Here is an 18,754-nt window from a genome sequence, read left to right as displayed (position 1 = left end):
CTGACGGGGCTTATCTCCTGCGTTTGCACGGTTGATCACCGAGAAAATGAACGATATTGTTCCCGTGAACGTATTGTCTCTCGCAACAATGATTTATTACCACAAAGCGTGCACATCTGTTGCAACACAGAATCAAAAGGAAGAAACATGCAAACGCTCGAAGCTGGTGCACCAGCACCTGAATTTTCGCTGCCAGATCAAAACGGAAACACTGTCTCCCTGAGCCAGTTCAAAGGCAAAAACAAGGTACTGGTTTACTTCTACCCGAAAGCGATGACGCCGGGGTGCACCACCCAGGCTTGCTCGCTGCGTGACAGCAAGGCAGAGCTTGATGCATTAAACACCGTGGTGCTGGGTATCAGCCCGGATCCGGTGAAAAAGCTGAAAGGCTTTGAAGAAAAGAAAGATCTGAACTTCACCTTGCTCAGTGATGAAGACCACGCCGTGGCTGACGCTTTCGGCGTCTGGGGCCCCAAGAAATTTATGGGTAAAGAATACGACGGCATTCACCGCCTGAGCTTTTTGGTGGATGAAAACGGCCATATTGAACATGTGTTCAACAAGTTTAAAACCAAAGACCATCACAACGTGGTCATCAACTACCTGAAAGGCGAGTAACCGCCAGTAAAAGTTAAAGGCCGTCAGCTGATGGCCTATTGTGTTTTCAGGGGATTATTTTCCGGAAATGGAATGGCGAACGCCTCTGGGTATCCGCGTAATGCGGTTAGTTGCTTGGCCTTTTCCACCACGTTGTTTTCAGTCAGCGATGCCGTCAGGCTCAGTGATGGCCTATCCCAACCCTCTGGCAGTGTTACCCATCCCTGTTTCTCGAAATGTGCCAGGATCCGGTTTGCCGCCTGTAATGCCGACGAGGCTTTGACCAGCTCAATCCGCGCATAACGTTCACCTTCAAACGACGCATCAGCAGCGCGAAGGCTGGGATCATCACCTGGGATCTGCTGTGCACCGCACAGTGGCTTTCCACCCACTTCAGCTCGCTCAAACGCCGGCAGCCATCGACTGACATGGGCAATAGCACGTTCGGTACGCTCGCGGACTTCCGACCACGCCCAGCCACCATCAGCTTTAACAATCATATTCTCAGGCAAGGGTGGAAAGGCTGAAAACACATCGCTTTTCACCAAGCCGCCCTCAAACAGGGTAATGTCCTGTGTCATGCCATGCAGTTGGATAAAACCCTGCGGATAGGGGGTCAGTTGTGCCATTCCTTGAGGCGTACCACGCTCACCATGAACAATGACTTCCGGCCACTGCCCAGGTTGTGACGGCCAATGGGCGATATATGCAGCTTTGTATTCCACCCAGCGCTGTCTCGGTAATGAGGCCATATCATCAAGCTTGCCAGAGCGAAAACCCGCAGCATTGATAACAAAGTCAACCCGGTATGAGACCACCTCGCCATTGTCGTCAACCGCTTCAATCAACCAGCCATCTTGCACAGAGATCAGGTTGGTCACCTTGTGCCCAAATTTGATTTCACAATGTGCAGACTGTTCCAGCCCCAATGCCGCTGTTGCCGCCAAACGGAATACACTCAGACCATATTCCTGTACCACCACCAGCGGGTATTTGAAGCTGTCGTGTGGCATATAGTGCGCCACCGGGATCATCCATTCTTCCGGTGTTTGCGGGAAGGATGGCAAGGGAAGGCTAGCAAGCCGTTCCATGTCCTCTCGGCTGAACAGCGTGTAGTAATCGTCCGGTGATCCCAATACAGCATTATTTGGGTCTTGTTCGACAAGCAAACGGTAGTGCTCAGTGAGCACATCGAGGCGGTTTAGGAGGGTTTCCGGTTCACCGGGGTCACTGACAGGCACCGCGATAACAGTAGGACGCCGGTTGACCGAGTGAGGATACGCACGGACAGTCGCGATGGATTGTTCAAGCAGGGCAATGCATTGCTGCTCAGAAATTTCCCGGTACAGGTTACCACCGGCATGAAGGTGGCAGATAGGCGGGCCACTGACAAGGCTTTCACCAGCTTCAAACAACAGGGTTTGGATCCCCATGTCAGCAAGTTTCAATGCCGTCGTTGAGCCAGCAACTCCACCACCCACGATGCCAACGGTGAAGATTTTGTTTGATGCCAACACACGACCTTCAGCACACAAATCGACTCTATCTTTCATTCTAATCGCTTAACCACCACAGCCAGTCAAATGAACGCTGGCGGAAAATAAAGAGAGACCTACATTCAGGTCTCTAACAATACTTATTTTATCACGACCAAGATCATTTTAGTTGTTCGTTTCCGCCGTCACTTCCCCGTCAGGATCGTGAGACGGTAAAGCATGCCAAACCGCTTTCACCAGTGTCGCCAAGGGGATTGCAAAGAACACGCCCCAAAATCCCCATAGTCCACCAAACACCAGCACCGCGACAATAATAGCGACCGGATGGAGGTTGACCGCCTCTGAAAACAGGATAGGCACCAGCACATTACCATCCAGCGCCTGGATAATACCGTAGGCCAGCATAAGATAACCCAGCTCTGGGCTTATCCCCCACTGGAACAAGGCAACCACAAAGATAGGCAAGGTGACTGCGGCCGCGCCGATATACGGGATCAACACCGATAGGCCGGTTGCCACACTGAGCAACACTGCATAGCGCAGATCCAGAATGGCGAAAGTAATATAACTGGTGATCCCCACGATGATAATTTCTGTCACCTTTCCCCGGATGTAGTTGGAGATCTGCTCATTCATCTCCACACCGACTTTGTTGGTCAGGCGGCGGTTTCGCGGCAGCAGGGAGGTAAATGACCGCATCATTTCTTCTTTGTCTTTCAGCAAGAAAAATACCAACAGTGGCACCAGAATGAGGTACACCGCTAGTGTTGCCAAACTTACCAGTGAAGCAAGCGAGCTTTTAACCACTGTTTCGCCCATACCCAGCACACGGCTTTGCAAGGTATCAATAAAAGTGTTCACCATGTGTGGCTGGATAAGCTCCGGGTAGGCTTCCGGCAGATGTGACACATAGTTTTGGAAACCACTGAACATGGTCGGAATGTCAGCAATCAGGTTGATGATCTGGTTCCAAATAGTTGGCATTAACCCAAATAAGGCCAGGATCATTAAACCCACAAAAAGCAGCAGAACAAGAATCACCGAAAGGGTCCGGTTCAGTCCCAGCCTTACCATTTTTGCAACCGGCCACTCAAGCAGGTAAGCAAGCACAATGGCAACAAGAAGCGGTGCCAGTAAGTCGCCGAAAAAATAGATAACAACAAAACCAATGACAAGCAGCGCAATCAAACTGACCGCATGCGGGTCTGAGAACCGTCGTTTGTACCAACGGTTAATCATTTCTATCATGTATTTTCCTGTTTATAATTTAGTGACATTCAGCACCGTCGCTCCCTGAACAGATTGACACTCAAACACAAACCCATGTTTTTCCAGATAACGGGGGATGTCCTTCAACGCGCCACTGTCCGCGATGTATAGCGCTATTTGCTGTCCCTGCTTCAATGAGCCGCAGGCTCTTTTCGCCAGGAGCAACGCCATAGGGCAACGCTGCTCACGCAAATCAAGGGATTGAATTTCCATTCTTTCTCGCTGACCGCTATTATCGACGGCATTGTATACTCAAACAACGCGGATAAGTAGTTTGGGGATCTGGAAAACCTTACAATGAAGCTAAGAACCTCTTGCCTGCAACGTTGTCTACCTATTCTGTTCCCGTTTTGATTTCGCGTGCTGGAGGCACCCACGTCAGTCATGCAGCTTTTCAGAAAAGCCACAATCAGCCTTCTTGTTGCGTCGCTTACCCTGACTTCACCGGTGATGGCGACGTCGTACACCGATCTGCCTGATATCGGCACCGCAGCGGCAGGTACCCTGACTGTAGAGAAAGAAATAGAGTACGGCGATGCATATATGCGCACGCTCCGTGGCAACCTGCCTATTGTGAATGACCCGTTGCTGGTGGAATATATTTCCTCGCTCGGCGCATCACTGGTGGCCAACGCCAATGATGTGAAAACGCCTTTTGATTTTTTTCTGATACAGGACCGTGACATCAACGCCTTTGCCTTCTTTGGTGGTCACGTTGCCCTGCATACAGGGCTGTTTCTCCATGCACAGAGCGAAAGTGAGCTAGCATCTGTCGTTGCCCACGAAATCGCCCACCTGACCCAGCGCCACTTGGCGCGGGCTATGGAAGAGCGGGCAAAACAGACGCCGTTGACCATGGCAGCCCTTGTCGGCTCCCTGATGCTGGCAGTTGCGGCTCCCCAAGCTGGCATCGCTGCCGCACAAGCAACCGCGGCGGCCTCTATCCAGGGACAAATCAACTATACCCGCAGTAACGAGAAAGAAGCAGACCGCATTGGCCTGGAAACCCTGTCGCGCTCAGGGTTTGATGTTAATGCCATGCCAGCATTTTTTACCCGCATGGCTGATCAGTACCGCTTTGCATCCAAACCACCACAGTTTTTATTGACGCACCCCTTGCCGGACTCGCGCATTACTGATTCACGATCACGCGCTCAACAATACCCAAAACGTACGGTCCCCTTATCGCCGGAATACCATCTGGCCAGGGCCCGGGTCATCGCCCGTTTTGCCGGTATTGACCATGCTGCTGCACATAATTGGTTTGACCGCCAATTGAAAAACGCCTCTCCGGCGCGGGCACAATCGCTAAACTATGGCAAAGCCCTGGTCTACATCGGCACCCGCGAATTCGACAAAGCCAGCAAGCTGCTGGCACCACTTTATAAAGCGCAACCCAATAACCGCTTTTACCTCGATGCGATGACAGATCTCGATGTCGCGCAAAAGCGCTACGACTCAGCACTTAAACGCTTGGACAAAGCACTGGAAAGCCAGCCTAACAATGCCGTTTTACTGTTAAACCGTGACTATGTGTTGGTTGAAGCAGGCCGGTATAATGCGGCGATAAAAGGGCTGGTGAAGTTCACCCATGCTCACCCCAATGACACTAACGGCTGGTCATTGCTACGCAAAGCGTATGACAGTGAGGGGATCCGACACGGTGCACTTGCCGCACAAGGCGAACTGTATGCGCTTAAAGGGCGATGGCACAAAGCGATTAGCAACTATACACAAGCCAGCCAGCTTGCAGAGCTTGGTAGCCTTGATCAGGCTCGCTACGATGCACGTATTGATCAACTCAGGGTACAGGAAGCGCGTGGCGCAGAACTGAGTCTGTGAATCAACTACTTGATAACAAAAACTAAAGGAGCTTTCATGTCAGTCACTATCTACCACAACGCACGTTGCTCAAAGAGCCGCCAGACTCTGGCCTTGCTGCAAGAGAAAGGCATCGAGCCCGAGATCGTGGCATACCTTGATACCCCACTGTCTGCCGACACACTCAAAACCCTGCAACGCCAATTGGGTTTTGATTCTCCCCGCCAGATGATGCGCACCAAAGAAGACATCTACAAAACGCTAAAACTGGCAGATGCGACCGACGAACAACTGATTCAGGCAATGGTAGACAATCCAAAACTGATTGAACGCCCCATTGTGGTTGCGAATGGTAAAGCGGCCATGGGACGTCCACCAGAAAACGTTCTGACCATCCTGTAATGACAGACATTCTGGTTCTTTATTATAGCCGTCACGGCGGGACGAAAAACCTCGCCCGCCTGATAGCTCGTGGCGTGGAGTCCGCAGGCGCAGTGGCAAGGCTTCGCACCGTACCTGAGCTTGCCGTTGCCGGAGAGACAGTAGCGGAAACCATCCCTGACGATCCCTATGTTACCCTTGATGACCTCAATGCATGTGACGGGCTCGCACTGGGTAGTCCGGTGCGCTTTGGTAATATGGCGGCGCCACTGAAGCATTTTATCGACACCACGGCAAAAACGTGGCTGGCCGGCACCTTGATAGGGAAACCTGCTATGGTCTTTACCTCCGGTTCTATGCTCCACGGCGGTCAGGAAACCACACTTAACACCATGATGCTGCCCTTGTTACACCATGGTATGGTGATTGTCGGCCTGCCTCACTCTGAGTCAGCACTTCACACCACACAGGGCGGAGGCTCGCCCTACGGGCCATCGCACATCACTGCCGAACACCGGCGCCAACCGGATTTGGATGAGAAAAATCTGGCGATTGCGGGTGGTAAACGTCTGGCTGAGATCGCCTCACGTCTTAAAGATTGATAAAAGGAGTTATCTGTTGTTTTCTTCGAGTTCAACACTCAGGCCGCTGGCTCTTGGTGCTTATCTAGCGCTGATCGGCTGGGTGGCATTGTGGCATGGCGTGATTTCGCCCCATCCCCATGTCAATCCTATCGGTATTACGATAGCCTGGCTGGCACCGCTATTGTTCCCCTTAAAAGGTATCGTGACAGGAAAAGCCTATACTCATGCATGGGCAAATTTTATCCTGATGTTTTATTTCCTTCACGCCCTTACTATCCTTTGGGTGGATGCAGGCGAGCGCTGGCTGGCAACTATCGAATTGATACTGACTTCATTCTCTTTTGTCTGCAATGTGTATTTTGCCAAACGTAAGGGGCAAGAGCAGGGGTTGGGATTGAAAAAACTCTCAGAGGTCGAAAAAGAAGAAAAAGCACGTTTCGGACAATAACCCGGATTGAGATAAGGAATAAAAAATAAAATAAAGCAGGTGACCCCACCTGCTTTTCCACTTTTGCTTTTCTGATTTTCTTCCGGATACCGCTATCCAACCCACTCGTATTGGATAGCGTTTTCTGCCGGCACTGTTACTGAAGCTGGCTCAACTGGAATAATCACATCGTCCGCATTCTCTGTTACAACCGGGGTTTGTTCGACGACAGGAACTGGAACAACCTCAACACGGCGCAAGCGGCGATCAACCATCATCTCGTTATGGAAAATATCTTCAGACGCCAGCAAACTGATACGGAAAACCACTGCGCCATCCGTGATGGATTCCAGACGTAACGCCGCTAACGAGTTCATCGCTTTCAGGATCCGCTCAATCACAAAGAAATCTTCAGCATCATCCAGACCCGAGATTTTCAGTAACTTGCTACCGCTGTCCGCCGCCCCCAGGTTTACAGCCAAACGCTCCGCATAAAAATCAGCAATATCGTCAACCATGGCCGCAAATGCCTGTTCCGGAGAACCAGAAGCCCGACCTTCTACCGGCGCATCTTTACCAATGCCTGCAGCATTAGGGAATAACTGCCAGTTGATACGGTTGTTGTGTACCTTCACTACTGCGACGCCTGCTGGATTGTAACGGGCACTTGCTTCGGCAATAGGGCCGGTGAAACCACCCCAGAGATCGGGAATCGACACCGCAACAACATCATCAAAGTCCCCCACGGGGATCAGTACTGGCAAACCACGGCGCTCACCTTCTGATTTCAGTGTGTTAACCAATGGCGAGGCTGATTGCTCCCAAACCACGTTGCGTTGGGATCCGTTGTCTTCCACCAGCCAGAAAAGCACTTCCGGACGTGGCGTTCCCCAGTAGGTTGCCTGCGCCTGTGTCAGCAAGGTACGGACTTTTCGGTCATCAAAAGCAAGTAACAGCGCGCGCTGACCGTCTATATCACCATAACCAAGCTGGGTGATGTATTGATTTACCGTTGGCAACGCCTTCTGGATTACTGAGTTGTTACCCACATCAGACTGGCCGGATGCACGGATAAGTACATCAACAAACGCCGTCTCTTTCGCCGCCTGTTCCGTTGCTGTATCACTGTCATTCAATACCACTTCTGCACGGAACAATGAAGCGGCCACAGCACTGGTTTGCCCCAGTGCGAGCGCCAAAACGAAAATGAAAGTTCGTAACATAACTTTGCCAGATAACTCGATGTTTAAACGTTGATCATAAAGTGAAGCCCTACAGTCAGCAATGGCTAAACACTGAAATTGCGTCATCTCCCCAAAAGGCTGAGCCACTCCCCCATCTCACTTGTGTTTGTGACTGCGTCACCACTATTTCGACAGAAAGCGGGGGGGTCTGTGTTTCTCGTCGACTGTATGTAACAACTTACTGCAATGCCCTTGAAAACCATGATAGTATCCCGCGATTTTTTAAACTTCAGGAAGGTGCGTCATGATGCAAGTTTTACAAGGGGCACAAATGCTATTTGTTGCCTTTGGCGCGTTAGTGCTGGTTCCATTGCTTACGGGACTTGATCCTAACGTTGCGCTCTTCGGTGCCGGTATTGGCACCCTTCTCTTCCAATTGATTACCAAACGCTCTGTCCCCATTTTCCTCGCATCCTCTTTTGCCTTTATTGCCCCTATCATGTACGGCGTCCAAAGCTGGGGTATTCCAGCCACCATGGGCGGGCTCATGGCAGCAGGTGCGGTGTATGTTCTGATGGGCAGCATCATTAAAGTACGTGGTGCTGGTTTCATCCATAAGCTACTGCCACCGGTCGTAGTTGGCCCGGTGATCATGGTGATTGGTCTGGGTCTGGCACCGGCAGCCGTCAACATGGCAGTGGGCAAATCCGGCGACGGTGCCATCCAGTTGATTGACAGTTCCGCAGCACTCTGGATTTCGGCAGTATCACTGATCACTACCATTGCGGTGTCGGTGTTTGCGAAAGGCTTTTTTAAACTGGTACCGATTCTGGCGGGTATCGTTTCAGGGTATGTGGTCGCACTCTTCTTCGGCGTGGTGGACTTTTCGCCAGTACAGAATGCATCCTGGCTTTCCATGCCAAACTTCACAGTACCGGAGTTCAATATCAACGCTATCCTGTTCATGATCCCAGTCGCGATTGCTCCGGCAGTAGAGCACGTGGGTGACATGCTGGCGATTTCCCATGTTACTAACAAAGACTACCTGAAAAAGCCCGGGCTTCACCGTACCATGACTGGCGACGGCGTAGCCACCATGGCAGCTTCTCTGTTTGGCGCACCGCCAAACACCACCTATAGTGAAGTCACCGGCGCCGTGATGCTGACCCGCGCATTTAACCCAGCCATCATGACCTGGGCGGCAGTGACAGCCATTGTTCTGGCCTTTGTTGGCAAACTGGGGGCGGTTTTACAAACCATTCCTGTCCCTGTAATGGGCGGCATTATGATCCTGCTGTTTGGTTCTATCGCCACGGTCGGCCTGAACACCCTGATCAAAAACCAGATTGACCTTCACAAAGCGCGTAACCTGGCGATTGTAGCAGTAACACTGGTGTTCGGTATTGGCGGTATGGCATTTGGTATCGGCGAGTTCAGCCTTCAAGGCATCAGCCTGTGCGGTATCGTGGCGATTGTATTGAACCTTATCCTGCCGCACGACTTAGGCGAAACCCATGTTGTCGACAACGCACAGATGGAAGATTAACGCATTACGCGGAGACGAAAAAAGGCTTCCGGTTGGAAGCCTTTTCCATATCGTTAACTTGGTTATTTGGTACCGAAGATCTTGTCGCCTGCATCGCCCAGCCCCGGAACGATGTAACCTTTATCATTCAGTTTCTTATCGATAGCTGCGGTATACAGCTCAACATCCGGGTGCGCTTTTTCCAGTGCTTCAATACCTTCTGGCGCTGCGACCAGTACCAGCACCTTAATGTGCTCACACCCATGCTCTTTCAGCAGATCAATTGTTGCAATCATTGATCCACCGGTAGCCAACATTGGGTCAACAACCAGCGCCATACGCTCATTGATATTACTGGCAAGTTTGTGGAAGTAAGGTACTGGCTCCAGCGTTTCCTCGTCACGGTAGATCCCCACCACACTGATCCGCGCACTTGGGATGTGCTCCAACACACCATCCATCATACCAAGACCCGCTCGCAGAATTGGCACAACGGTGACTTTTTTGCCCTTGATACGATCAATTTCTACCGGGCCATTCCAGCCTTCAATGGTCACTTTTTCCGTTTCAAAATCAGAGGTCGCTTCATAGGTCAGAAGGCTGCCTACTTCTGTCGCCAACTCCCGGAAACGCTTGGTACTGATGTCACCTTCGCGCATAAGGCCGATTTTATGTTTTACCAGCGGGTGTTTAACTTCGACGACTTTCATGACAGACTCCTGAAAAAAAACAAATTCATGGGATTATACACAAGAAAACCCAATCGAATAGCTACAGACAACGGGTTGTGTCTTTTTCAGCCGAAGTCGCCGCTTTGAACCTAACGCAAACGTTTTCCTTTTTGAAATACCACTGTTAAAATGTCGCCGCTTTTTAGTCCACAACTCGGTAAGGATCCCCAGTGAGCGATAATAAGTCTTCTCTAAGTTACAAAGATGCAGGTGTAGATATCGATGCAGGTAACGCCCTGGTCGACAGAATCAAAGGTGTTGTTAAGCGCACCCGTCGTCCTGAAGTGATGGGAGGTATCGGTGGTTTCGGTGCACTTTGTGAACTGCCTTCAAAATACAAACAGCCAGTACTGGTTTCAGGTACTGACGGTGTAGGCACCAAACTTCGCCTGGCGATGGATCTGAAAAAACACGACACCATTGGTATCGACCTCGTCGCCATGTGTGTCAACGACCTGATTGTTCAGGGCGCCGAGCCCCTCTTCTTCCTCGACTACTATGCAACGGGCAAACTGGATGTTGATACTGCCGCTAACGTGGTGACCGGCATCGGTGAAGGGTGTTTGCAAGCAGGTTGTGCACTGATCGGCGGTGAAACAGCTGAAATGCCGGGTATGTACCACGGGGAAGATTACGACGTGGCAGGCTTTTGCGTAGGCGTGGTGGAAAAAGAAGACATTATCGATGGCTCGAAAGTAACGCAGGGCGATGCCATCATTGCCGTGGCGTCTTCCGGGCCTCACTCAAACGGTTACAGTTTAATCCGCAAAATCATCGATGTGTCCGGTACGGACGTGAGTGAAGAACTCGAAGGCAAAACTCTGGCTGATCACCTGCTGGAACCCACCCGCATTTATGTAAAACCAGTACTCAAGATGCTGGAAAGCTGTGAGGTTCATGCTATTTCCCACATCACCGGTGGCGGTTTCTGGGAAAACATCCCTCGCGTTCTCCCTGACGGCACCAAAGCAGTGATCGACGGTAACAGCTGGGAATGGCCCGCTATCTTCAACTGGTTACAGGAGAACGGTAACGTGACCGAGCACGAAATGTATCGTACCTTCAACTGTGGTGTTGGCCTTGTCATTGCGTTACCGGCGGAGCAAGCGCAAAAAGCGATTGATATCCTAAATCAGGAAGGTGAAAACGCTTGGTTGCTGGGTTCTATCGAAAAAGCTGTAACCGGTGAAGCACAGGTTGAGATCAAGGGGTAACCATGAAAAAGCTGGTTGTTCTGGTTTCTGGCAACGGCTCCAACCTACAGGCGATTATCGATCGTTGTCATGGACAAAATGGCGTTGAAATTGCCGCTGTGATTGCCAACAAGGAAGATGCCTACGGCCTGATCCGGGCAAAAGAAGCAGGTATTGATGCTGTGCTCGTTACCAGCAAAGGAATGCCAGACCGAAACCAATACGACAGTCAGCTGATGGCAGCTATCGATAAATACATGCCAGACCTGATTGTGCTGGCAGGTTTCATGCGGATTCTAACGCCAGCATTTGTCCGTCGTTATCAAGGAAAAATGCTGAACATCCACCCTTCGCTATTGCCAAAATACACCGGCCTCAATACCCACCAGCGTGCTATTGATGCCGGAGATAAGGAACACGGAACATCAGTGCATTTCGTCACCGAAGAATTGGACGGTGGTCCGGTTATCCTTCAGGCCAGGGTACCCATTTTTGATGATGACGACTCTGAAAGTGTGTCTGCCCGCGTTCAGGAACAGGAGCACCGCATCTATCCACTGGTGGTTAACTGGTTCTGTCAGGAAAGGCTCAAGATGACTGATGGGCGAGCCATTCTGGATGGTGAAACCTTAGGCCCGTCAGGCTACGCAGCCGATTAACGCCTTTTTTTCCGGATACAACACTGGATCCAAAAACGCGCCTTTTGTGAAAGCGCGTTTTTTATTATCTGGAAGCGTGGGGACTAAGCAGACCCACTGACCGCGTTTTCTGCCTGCGCTTCAATATCTGCGCGGTTGCAGGTAATCACCTCCCCCAAATGGAACACACAATACTCACCGGGCTGCATTTTATGCCAGGTTTCATTGTTGGTCAGAGGTTGAGTTGCAATCACTGTCACCACATCATTGGGCGTGGTTTCTTCCTGAAAATCAACCGTTACTTCCTCATCAATCAGGCTCGCTTTTCCAAACGGCGCACGACGGGTGATCCAGTGGAGGTTATTGGTGCAATAAGACATCACATAATCACCATCACTGAACAGCATGTTGAATACACCAAGTTCACGGAGTTTGTCACAACGGCTGGCAATAAACCGGAACACCTCCGTCATGTCTTCCGGTTTATCCGGATAGTGCCGTTCAATCTCATGCAACAGGTAGCAAAACGCCTTTTCACTGTCCGTTTCACCCACCGGCTTGAAATGTCCCGTTGGCAAGTCTTCATACCCGGTCAATTGACCATTGTGGGCATAGGTCCAGTATCGCCCCCAAATCTCCCGGGTAAATGGATGGGTATTTACCAGGCTGACTTCGCCACGATTGGCCTGTCGGATATGGCTGATTACGGCGCAGCTTTTTATCGGGTAACTCTGAACCAGCTCAGCAATTTTTGAGTCGCAACTTGGATTAGGATCTTTAAAGGTCCGGTACCCTTTGCCCTCATAAAAGACAATACCCCAACCGTCACGGTGGGGGCCGGTTTTCCCCCCACGCTGAATCAGGCCGGTGAAGCTAAAACAAATATCGGTGGGTACATTGGCACTCATGCCAAGCAGTTCACACATCCCTTTACGTTACCCTTGTTGTTCCATTTCTTTTTCAACCAGCTGGATCAGGATGTGAATGATCTTGATGTGCACTTCCTGAATACGGTCGGCATAGCCAAAGTGTGGCACCCGAATTTCGATATCCGCTAAGCCCGCCATTTTACCGCCATCTTTACCGGTCAGCATGATGGTCTTCATGCCTTTTTCTTTCGCCGCATCAATCGCTTTTAATACGTTGCCTGAGTTGCCGGATGTAGACAGGCCAAACAACACATCGCCTTTTGAGCCGACAGCCTGCACATAACGTGAGAACACGTATTCATAACCAAAATCATTCGACACACAAGAGAGGTGACTGGGGTCTGAAATCGCAATTGCCGCGTAACCCGGACGGTTTTCACGATAACGGCCAGTCAGCTCTTCGGCAAAATGCATTGCATCGCAGTGTGAACCACCATTTCCGCATGACAGCACTTTACCACCGGCTTTAAACGAATCGGCCAACAGCTTCGCCGCCGCTTCAATATCAGCGATATTTTTATCGTCACTTAGAAAGGCATTCAGCACCTGGGCCGCTTCGTTAAGCTCTGAGCGTATAAGATCTTGGTACATGGGCAATTCTCTATTTATGTTGATTGTTTCCCCCACCATACAACAGATACCAAAGGGGAGGAGTAGGTTGCAGGGCAAGCGCCCAGAAAAATTAGATGCAGTGTACCTGTAAAAGAATAAGGCTGTCGATAATCTGCCTCACCTTATGATTTCCCCAAAAAACAATTGCCTGAAAATCACACACTGTTTCTTTCTATGCTCCGATTAAGCGATTCGCACACTTTTATCGGTTTTCGTTTTACATTTTTGCAAAAACCTGCTTACAATTAAGTGGTATGACCTCTTACCATTTAAAGTTGGGTTGAAGGAAAAGGAGAACCGAAAATGGCGACAACCCTGTACCTGATAACGTTTCTGGCACTGATGGCGACACTGGCGTACCATCGTGCTGGTTTGAAACTGTTTACCGCTGTTGCAGCGGGGATGTTAATCGTCGGCTCTGTGTTGGGCATGGTTGGCCAGATCAGTTGGCTGGTGTTTATCGCCATCGCCATTCCACTGAATGTCCGCACTTTTCGTGAGTCCTGGTTAAGTAAACCGGCACTGAAAATGTTTAAACGCGTAATGCCGGAGATGTCCCAGACAGAAAAAGAAGCCATTGATGCCGGTACCGTCTGGTGGGAAGCCGACCTTTTCCGTGGTGCGCCTGACTGGAACAAGCTGCATGATATTCCCGCACCGCGTCTCAGTGCAGAAGAGCGCGCTTTCCTTGATGGTCCCGTTAACGAAGTGTGCCGGATGGTCAATGACTACCATGTCACCCATGAACTCGCAGATCTTCCCCCTGAAGTTTGGCAATATCTGAAAGACAACAAATTCTTCGCCATGATCATCAAGAAAGAATACGGTGGTCTGGAGTTCTCTGCCTACGCGCAATCGCTGGTGCTGCAAAAATTGACCGGTGTGTCCGGTGTGCTTTCGTCAACTGTCGGCGTGCCAAACAGTCTGGGTCCGGGTGAGCTGCTGCAACACTATGGCACCCAAGATCAAAAAGACTATTACCTGCCCCGCCTCGCCAATGGCCTGGAAATTCCCTGTTTCGCCCTCACCAGTCCGGAAGCAGGGTCGGATGCAGGTTCCATCCCGGATGAAGGGATTGTGACCAAAGGCATGTGGCAAGGTAAAGAAGTGCTTGGGATGTCAATTACCTGGAACAAGCGCTATATCACCCTGGCACCGGTCGCCACAGTATTGGGCCTGGCATTCAAACTGAAAGATCCAGATGGTCTGCTGGGTGACAAACAAGATATCGGCATTACCTGCGCCCTGATCCCAACTGATATTGAGGGTGTAGATATTGGCCGCCGTCACTCCCCGCTAAACCTGCCTTTCCAGAATGGTCCCACCCGCGGTGAGAATATCTTTGTACCGCTCGATTTCATCATTGGTGGTCCTGATATGGCAGGCCAAGGCTGGCGTATGCTGGTGGAATGCCTGTCTGTTGGCCGTGGTATTACCCTGCCTTCCAACTCAACCGGTGGCCTGAAAACGGCAGCCTTGGCAACCGGTGCCTACGCGCGTATCCGTCGCCAGTTCAAACTGCCTATCGGTAAGATGGAAGGGATTGAGGAGCCGCTGGCACGTATTGGCGGGAATGCTTACGTGATGGATGCCGCCAGTGCATTGACAGTCGCAGGCATCGATTTGGGCGAAAAGCCCTCCGTGATTTCAGCTATCGTGAAATATCATTGTACCCACCGCGGCCAACGTGGCGTGATTGATGCCATGGACGTTGTCGGCGGCAAAGGGATCTGTCTAGGACCGAAAAATTTCCTCGCCCGTGCTTACCAGGGTGCCCCTATCGCGATCACAGTAGAAGGGGCGAATATTCTGACCCGCTCAATGATTATCTTCGGTCAGGGTGCGATCCGCTGTCACCCATTCGTGCTAGAAGAAATGAATGCCGCTTACGAAGACAATGAACAAGAAGCACTGGCTGCATTCGACCAGGCATTGTTTGGCCACGTCGGTTTTGTTATCAGCAACCTGGTGCGCTCAGTGTGGCTCGGCCTGACCGACGGCCGCACGTCCTACGTGCCACGCAAAGATGAAACAGCCCGTTACTACCAGCAAATGAACCGCTATTCATCAAACCTTGCCCTGCTTGCTGACGTCTCGATGGCTGTCTTGGGTGGAAACCTGAAGAGGAAAGAACGCCTGTCTGCACGTTTGGGTGACGTGCTGAGCCAGCTATACCTGGCTTCTGCAACCATGAAGCGCTATGCGGATGAAGGATACCAGAAAGCGGACCTGCCGCTGGTTCACTGGGGAATGCAAGATGCGATGTATCAGGCTGAAGAAGCACTGGATGACTTTCTTGCCAACTTCCCGACACGCTGGGTTGCTACGCCGCTTCGCGTTTTACTGTTCCCGTTTGGCATCCGTCGCACCAAACCCAGTGATTCACTGGATGGAAAAGTCGCGGCAATCCTGCAAACGCCAGGCGACACCCGCAACCGTATTGGCCGTGGTCAGTTCCTGGAGGCGTCAGAACACAACCCAGTAGGTAAGATTGAAAAAGCCTTGCTGGATATTCTGGCCGCAGAGCCTATCTACCAAAAAGTATGTCAGGCGACCGGCCAGAAACTGCCCTTTATGTTTCTCAACAAGGTGGCAGACATAGGCCTTCGTGAAGGAGCTATCTCCGAGAAAGAGGCCGAGCTCCTCCGTATTGCGGAAGAAGGCCGCCTCGAAACCATTAACGTTGATGATTTTGACCCAGCGGAACTTGCCGCCGCAAGCCATACTCTGGACAAAGTCGTTCACGCGGCTTAAAACAAAGTGCACTAAACGCAAAAAGGAGAAGCCAGGTGCTTCTCCTTTTTTGTCTTTAGCCGTCACGCATTATGTCGCTTTATCCGGATCTTCAGGAGGTGGCGCTTCCAGCGCTTCTTCGGTTTCTGTCGCCAGCTTTTTACGTTTAAGTATACGCACCACAAACCAACCAGCAATGGCAAGCACCAGCAAGAGAATGTTGCCGCCAATAATGGTGATCAGCGCCATCTTGCGATCTGCCTCGCGCTTTTCTGCCGCAATGCGTTCATCTTCAATACGCTTCCTTTCAGCTTCACGCGCCTCACGTTCCTGCTTGGCCTGCTCAATGGCTTCATAATCAGCAACGGCAAACGTCTGCTCTGGCAGATGGAACGTCAAAGGACGGCCGGACAGCTTTTCTGTGCCGTAAATCCAGGCATGCCATTTATGACGGCCGGGCTCTTCAAAGTTGTCGATATCGAGCGTCAATGCAGCGTTTTCACCGTTCACCACGCCCTGATAAACGGAAGCTTTCCCTTTGGGATCGGTAAATTCGGAATGGATCGCAATCGATCCTGGCTCAACGCTCGCAATATCAGACTCCACCAGCAAGTTATGCGGCAGGGCTTTCTTACGGCTCTGTTTGAACGTGGCCATCAGTGGCGTGGGATAGACCAACACTTCCTGTTCAAGGGTGCGGAAAAACACCCCATTACCGGATGTCACCCGGGCCCGGTACTTACCGGGAGGCACATTGATAGGCAATTCAACAGTAAACACGCCATCACCAGCATATTCATCCAGTCCGGCACCATCATCTTTAAACTGCCCCAAAGAGACTGATTGCGGACGCTGGTCGACAGGAATGTCCTCAACACTTTCCAGGTACTCAGTGAATGTAACCGTCAGTTCCACACGATCAAGAAAGTCGCGGAGATTGAGTGGCTTATCCCCCTGCATCAAACGGGCAGTGAATTTGAGGGATTCGCCCTGATAAAGTCTATCCGGAAAGGTATCAACCTTCATGCTGAGTTCAGAGAGGATACGGATTTTATTTTCGGGCGTAACCCGGCCTATCGCTTGCCAGGGACCAGGCATTGGATTCATTACCGATACAATGTCCATATCCGCTTCCTGATGCCAGGAGACATTATCTGGATGGCGCCATGCATAGAGCTTGGAGCCATCTGGCTGAACAAGAATGACCGGTCTGCTGGGATTTTTACGGTAGATAACAAACGCGACCTGGGTGATGGTGGAATCGATGCGGAAACGGTTGTCCAACAACCGGATATCACGATTCGATGTCTGCTCCGCAACGGCATTGAACGCCGTCAGCATCATGAGCAGAAACCCAGCCCACCTTGTTTTCATACACTCTCCTGTTGCCTCCAAAGGCTGCTGCCTTTCTTTTCAATGACATCCAGCTGCGCTTCATGTTCTTTAAGTTCATCGGCAGAAGCCCGGATAATCTTTAGTTTTTTCGTGCCAGCTTCAATACGGCGGATGGTTTCTCCCCCGCTATCCTGATCGCTTGATTCGCTGCCGCCAAATTTGAGCGTAGTCTGGCCACCTGTCATCAACAGGTAAACATCGGCCAGGATCTCGGCATCGAGCAATGCGCCGTGAAGCGTACGGTGCGAGTTATCTATGCCATAGCGTTCACAGAGCACATCCAGGTTGTTTCGCTTGCCTGGGAAGATTTTCTTCGCCATGGCAAGGGTATCGGTCACCTTGCAGAAGTCACCTGTTTTACCGATAGAGGGGTCCAGCATCTGGAACTCATAGTCCATAAAGCCGGTATCGAAGGGCGCATTGTGGGCAACAAGCTCAGCCCCTTTGATGAATTCCAGAAACTCCGCATGAATATCGGCATAGGACGGTTTGTCCTGCAAAAACTCATCGGTGATACCGTGAACGGAGATCGCTTCCGGATCGATCTCTCTGTCAGGTTTGATATAGACGTGAAAATGACGACCGGTCAGTTTGCGGTTAATGATTTCCACCGCTCCAATTTCTATGATGCGGTGCCCTTCGTAATGCGGACCACCTTCACGGTTCATACCCGTGGTTTCGGTATCGAGAACGATAATTCTGTCGTAACTGGCTTTCATAGCGGCACTTGTGTCAGACTTAGCGATTAATTTCCACAGATACTAACAAATATGGTCAAGCAGGTAGAAATTTTCACGGATGGATCTTGTCTTGGGAATCCTGGTCCCGGTGGTTATGGGGTTGTTATGCGTTACAAACAACACGAAAAAGAGCTAAGCGAAGGCTTCTCGCTCACCACCAATAACCGGATGGAGTTGCTGGCGGCGATTGTAGGTTTAGCTAGCCTGAAAGAATCCTGCAACGTCACCCTGACAACCGACAGCCAGTATGTGCGTCAGGGGATCACCCAGTGGATACACAACTGGAAAAAACGTGGCTGGAAGACGGCGGATAAAAAACCGGTGAAAAATGCAGATCTTTGGCAACGCCTTGACCGCGAAACCCAACGCCACACTATCGACTGGCAATGGGTGAAAGGGCATGCAGGTCATCCTGAAAATGAACGTTGTGATGAATTGGCAAGATCGGCGGCGGAAAACCCGGTAGGAACCGACACCGGTTACCAACCGGACACCTGAA

Annotated in this window: 19 protein-coding genes; 10 read left to right on the top strand and 9 right to left on the bottom strand. The window is 50.9% G+C overall.

The genetic code is table 11. The annotated features are described in order from the left end of the window. Positions 1 to 147: 147 nt before the first annotated feature. The gene (bcp, locus tag AC6IB1_RS05520; protein WP_497568146.1) at positions 148 to 618 is read left to right on the top strand and encodes a thioredoxin-dependent thiol peroxidase; all 471 of its coding nucleotides are present in this window, start codon (positions 148 to 150) and stop codon (positions 616 to 618) included. Between the two features lie 35 nt (positions 619 to 653). On the opposite strand, the gene AC6IB1_RS05515 is transcribed toward bcp, so the two are convergent. From AC6IB1_RS05515 to AC6IB1_RS05505, 3 genes are all read right to left on the bottom strand, one after another. Further along, a complete protein-coding gene (locus AC6IB1_RS05515) occupies positions 654 to 2,150 on the bottom strand; it encodes an FAD-dependent oxidoreductase (protein WP_497568145.1) in 1,497 nt (498 codons plus the stop codon). 108 nt (positions 2,151 to 2,258) lie between these two features. After that, entirely contained in the window at positions 2,259 to 3,341 is a 1,083-nt protein-coding gene (locus tag AC6IB1_RS05510) for an AI-2E family transporter (protein ID WP_497568144.1), read from the bottom strand. 12 nt (positions 3,342 to 3,353) lie between these two features. Continuing rightward, complete coding sequence (locus AC6IB1_RS05505; protein WP_497568143.1) at positions 3,354 to 3,575, bottom strand: sulfurtransferase TusA family protein; 222 nt, start codon at positions 3,573 to 3,575, stop codon at positions 3,354 to 3,356. 171 nt (positions 3,576 to 3,746) lie between these two features. Between AC6IB1_RS05505 and bepA the strand changes: the two genes are divergently transcribed. From bepA to AC6IB1_RS05485, 4 genes are read left to right on the top strand one after another with little or no spacing between them, the layout of a single operon-like run. Continuing rightward, a complete protein-coding gene (gene bepA / locus AC6IB1_RS05500) occupies positions 3,747 to 5,204 on the top strand; it encodes a beta-barrel assembly-enhancing protease (protein ID WP_497568142.1) in 1,458 nt (485 codons plus the stop codon). 36 nt (positions 5,205 to 5,240) lie between these two features. Continuing rightward, positions 5,241 to 5,585: an arsenate reductase (glutaredoxin) gene (gene arsC / locus AC6IB1_RS05495; protein WP_497568141.1), complete on the top strand. Its 345-nt coding sequence runs from the start codon at positions 5,241 to 5,243 to the stop codon at positions 5,583 to 5,585. Then, a complete protein-coding gene (gene wrbA / locus AC6IB1_RS05490) occupies positions 5,585 to 6,166 on the top strand; it encodes an NAD(P)H:quinone oxidoreductase (RefSeq protein ID WP_497568140.1) in 582 nt (193 codons plus the stop codon). The genes arsC and wrbA overlap by 1 nt, the downstream gene beginning before the upstream one ends. A gap of 16 nt (positions 6,167 to 6,182) precedes the next feature. After that, positions 6,183 to 6,596 carry a DUF2069 domain-containing protein gene (locus AC6IB1_RS05485; RefSeq protein WP_497568139.1) on the top strand — a complete coding sequence of 138 codons (414 nt, stop codon included), beginning with the start codon at positions 6,183 to 6,185 and terminating at the stop codon, positions 6,594 to 6,596. A gap of 92 nt (positions 6,597 to 6,688) precedes the next feature. Here AC6IB1_RS05485 and AC6IB1_RS05480 read toward each other — a convergent pair whose 3' ends face one another. Further along, positions 6,689 to 7,798: a DUF8605 domain-containing protein gene (locus AC6IB1_RS05480; RefSeq protein ID WP_497568138.1), complete on the bottom strand. Its 1,110-nt coding sequence runs from the start codon at positions 7,796 to 7,798 to the stop codon at positions 6,689 to 6,691. A 265-nt stretch (positions 7,799 to 8,063) separates the two neighbouring features. Between AC6IB1_RS05480 and AC6IB1_RS05475 the strand changes: the two genes are divergently transcribed. Continuing rightward, positions 8,064 to 9,305 (top strand): uracil-xanthine permease family protein, encoded by a 1,242-nt coding sequence (locus AC6IB1_RS05475; RefSeq protein WP_497568137.1) that lies wholly within the window; start codon positions 8,064 to 8,066, stop codon positions 9,303 to 9,305. 62 nt (positions 9,306 to 9,367) lie between these two features. On the opposite strand, the gene upp is transcribed toward AC6IB1_RS05475, so the two are convergent. After that, entirely contained in the window at positions 9,368 to 9,994 is a 627-nt protein-coding gene (upp, locus tag AC6IB1_RS05470) for a uracil phosphoribosyltransferase (protein ID WP_005506791.1), read from the bottom strand. Between the two features lie 191 nt (positions 9,995 to 10,185). Between upp and purM the strand changes: the two genes are divergently transcribed. Together purM and purN are read left to right on the top strand one after the other, a co-directional pair. Then, on the top strand, positions 10,186 to 11,229 hold the full coding sequence (purM, locus tag AC6IB1_RS05465) for a phosphoribosylformylglycinamidine cyclo-ligase (protein WP_497568136.1): 1,044 nt from the start codon (positions 10,186 to 10,188) through the stop codon (positions 11,227 to 11,229). Between the two features lie 2 nt (positions 11,230 to 11,231). Further along, the gene (gene purN / locus AC6IB1_RS05460; protein WP_497568135.1) at positions 11,232 to 11,867 is read left to right on the top strand and encodes a phosphoribosylglycinamide formyltransferase; all 636 of its coding nucleotides are present in this window, start codon (positions 11,232 to 11,234) and stop codon (positions 11,865 to 11,867) included. Between the two features lie 83 nt (positions 11,868 to 11,950). Here purN and AC6IB1_RS05455 read toward each other — a convergent pair whose 3' ends face one another. Further along, positions 11,951 to 12,772 carry a class II glutamine amidotransferase gene (locus AC6IB1_RS05455; RefSeq protein WP_497568134.1) on the bottom strand — a complete coding sequence of 274 codons (822 nt, stop codon included), beginning with the start codon at positions 12,770 to 12,772 and terminating at the stop codon, positions 11,951 to 11,953. Positions 12,773 to 12,781: 9 nt separating this feature from the next. Continuing rightward, positions 12,782 to 13,366, bottom strand: coding sequence for a D-sedoheptulose 7-phosphate isomerase (gene lpcA / locus AC6IB1_RS05450; RefSeq protein ID WP_005506804.1), 585 nt, complete (start codon positions 13,364 to 13,366; stop codon positions 12,782 to 12,784). Positions 13,367 to 13,690: 324 nt separating this feature from the next. Here lpcA and fadE point away from each other — a divergent pair, with 324 nt between their 5' ends. Continuing rightward, complete coding sequence (fadE, locus tag AC6IB1_RS05445; RefSeq protein ID WP_497568133.1) at positions 13,691 to 16,141, top strand: acyl-CoA dehydrogenase FadE; 2,451 nt, start codon at positions 13,691 to 13,693, stop codon at positions 16,139 to 16,141. Positions 16,142 to 16,210: 69 nt separating this feature from the next. Here the strand turns inward: fadE and AC6IB1_RS05440 are convergent, their stop codons facing one another. Beyond that, positions 16,211 to 17,494 (bottom strand): TIGR03503 family protein, encoded by a 1,284-nt coding sequence (locus AC6IB1_RS05440; protein WP_497568132.1) that lies wholly within the window; start codon positions 17,492 to 17,494, stop codon positions 16,211 to 16,213. Then, on the bottom strand, positions 17,491 to 18,234 hold the full coding sequence (gene dnaQ / locus AC6IB1_RS05435) for a DNA polymerase III subunit epsilon (RefSeq protein ID WP_497568131.1): 744 nt from the start codon (positions 18,232 to 18,234) through the stop codon (positions 17,491 to 17,493). Before dnaQ ends, AC6IB1_RS05440 begins: the two co-directional genes overlap by 4 nt. A 51-nt stretch (positions 18,235 to 18,285) precedes the next feature. Here dnaQ and rnhA point away from each other — a divergent pair, with 51 nt between their 5' ends. Continuing rightward, positions 18,286 to 18,753, top strand: a complete 468-nt coding sequence (gene rnhA / locus AC6IB1_RS05430) for a ribonuclease HI (RefSeq protein ID WP_497568130.1) — start codon at positions 18,286 to 18,288, stop codon at positions 18,751 to 18,753. The last annotated feature ends 1 nt before the right edge of the window (position 18,754 follow it).

It is taken from the genome of Grimontia sp. THUN1695, assembly GCF_059704325.2.
Note: the sequence above shows the minus strand (reverse complement) of the source record. Positions and strands in the feature narration are given on the sequence as shown.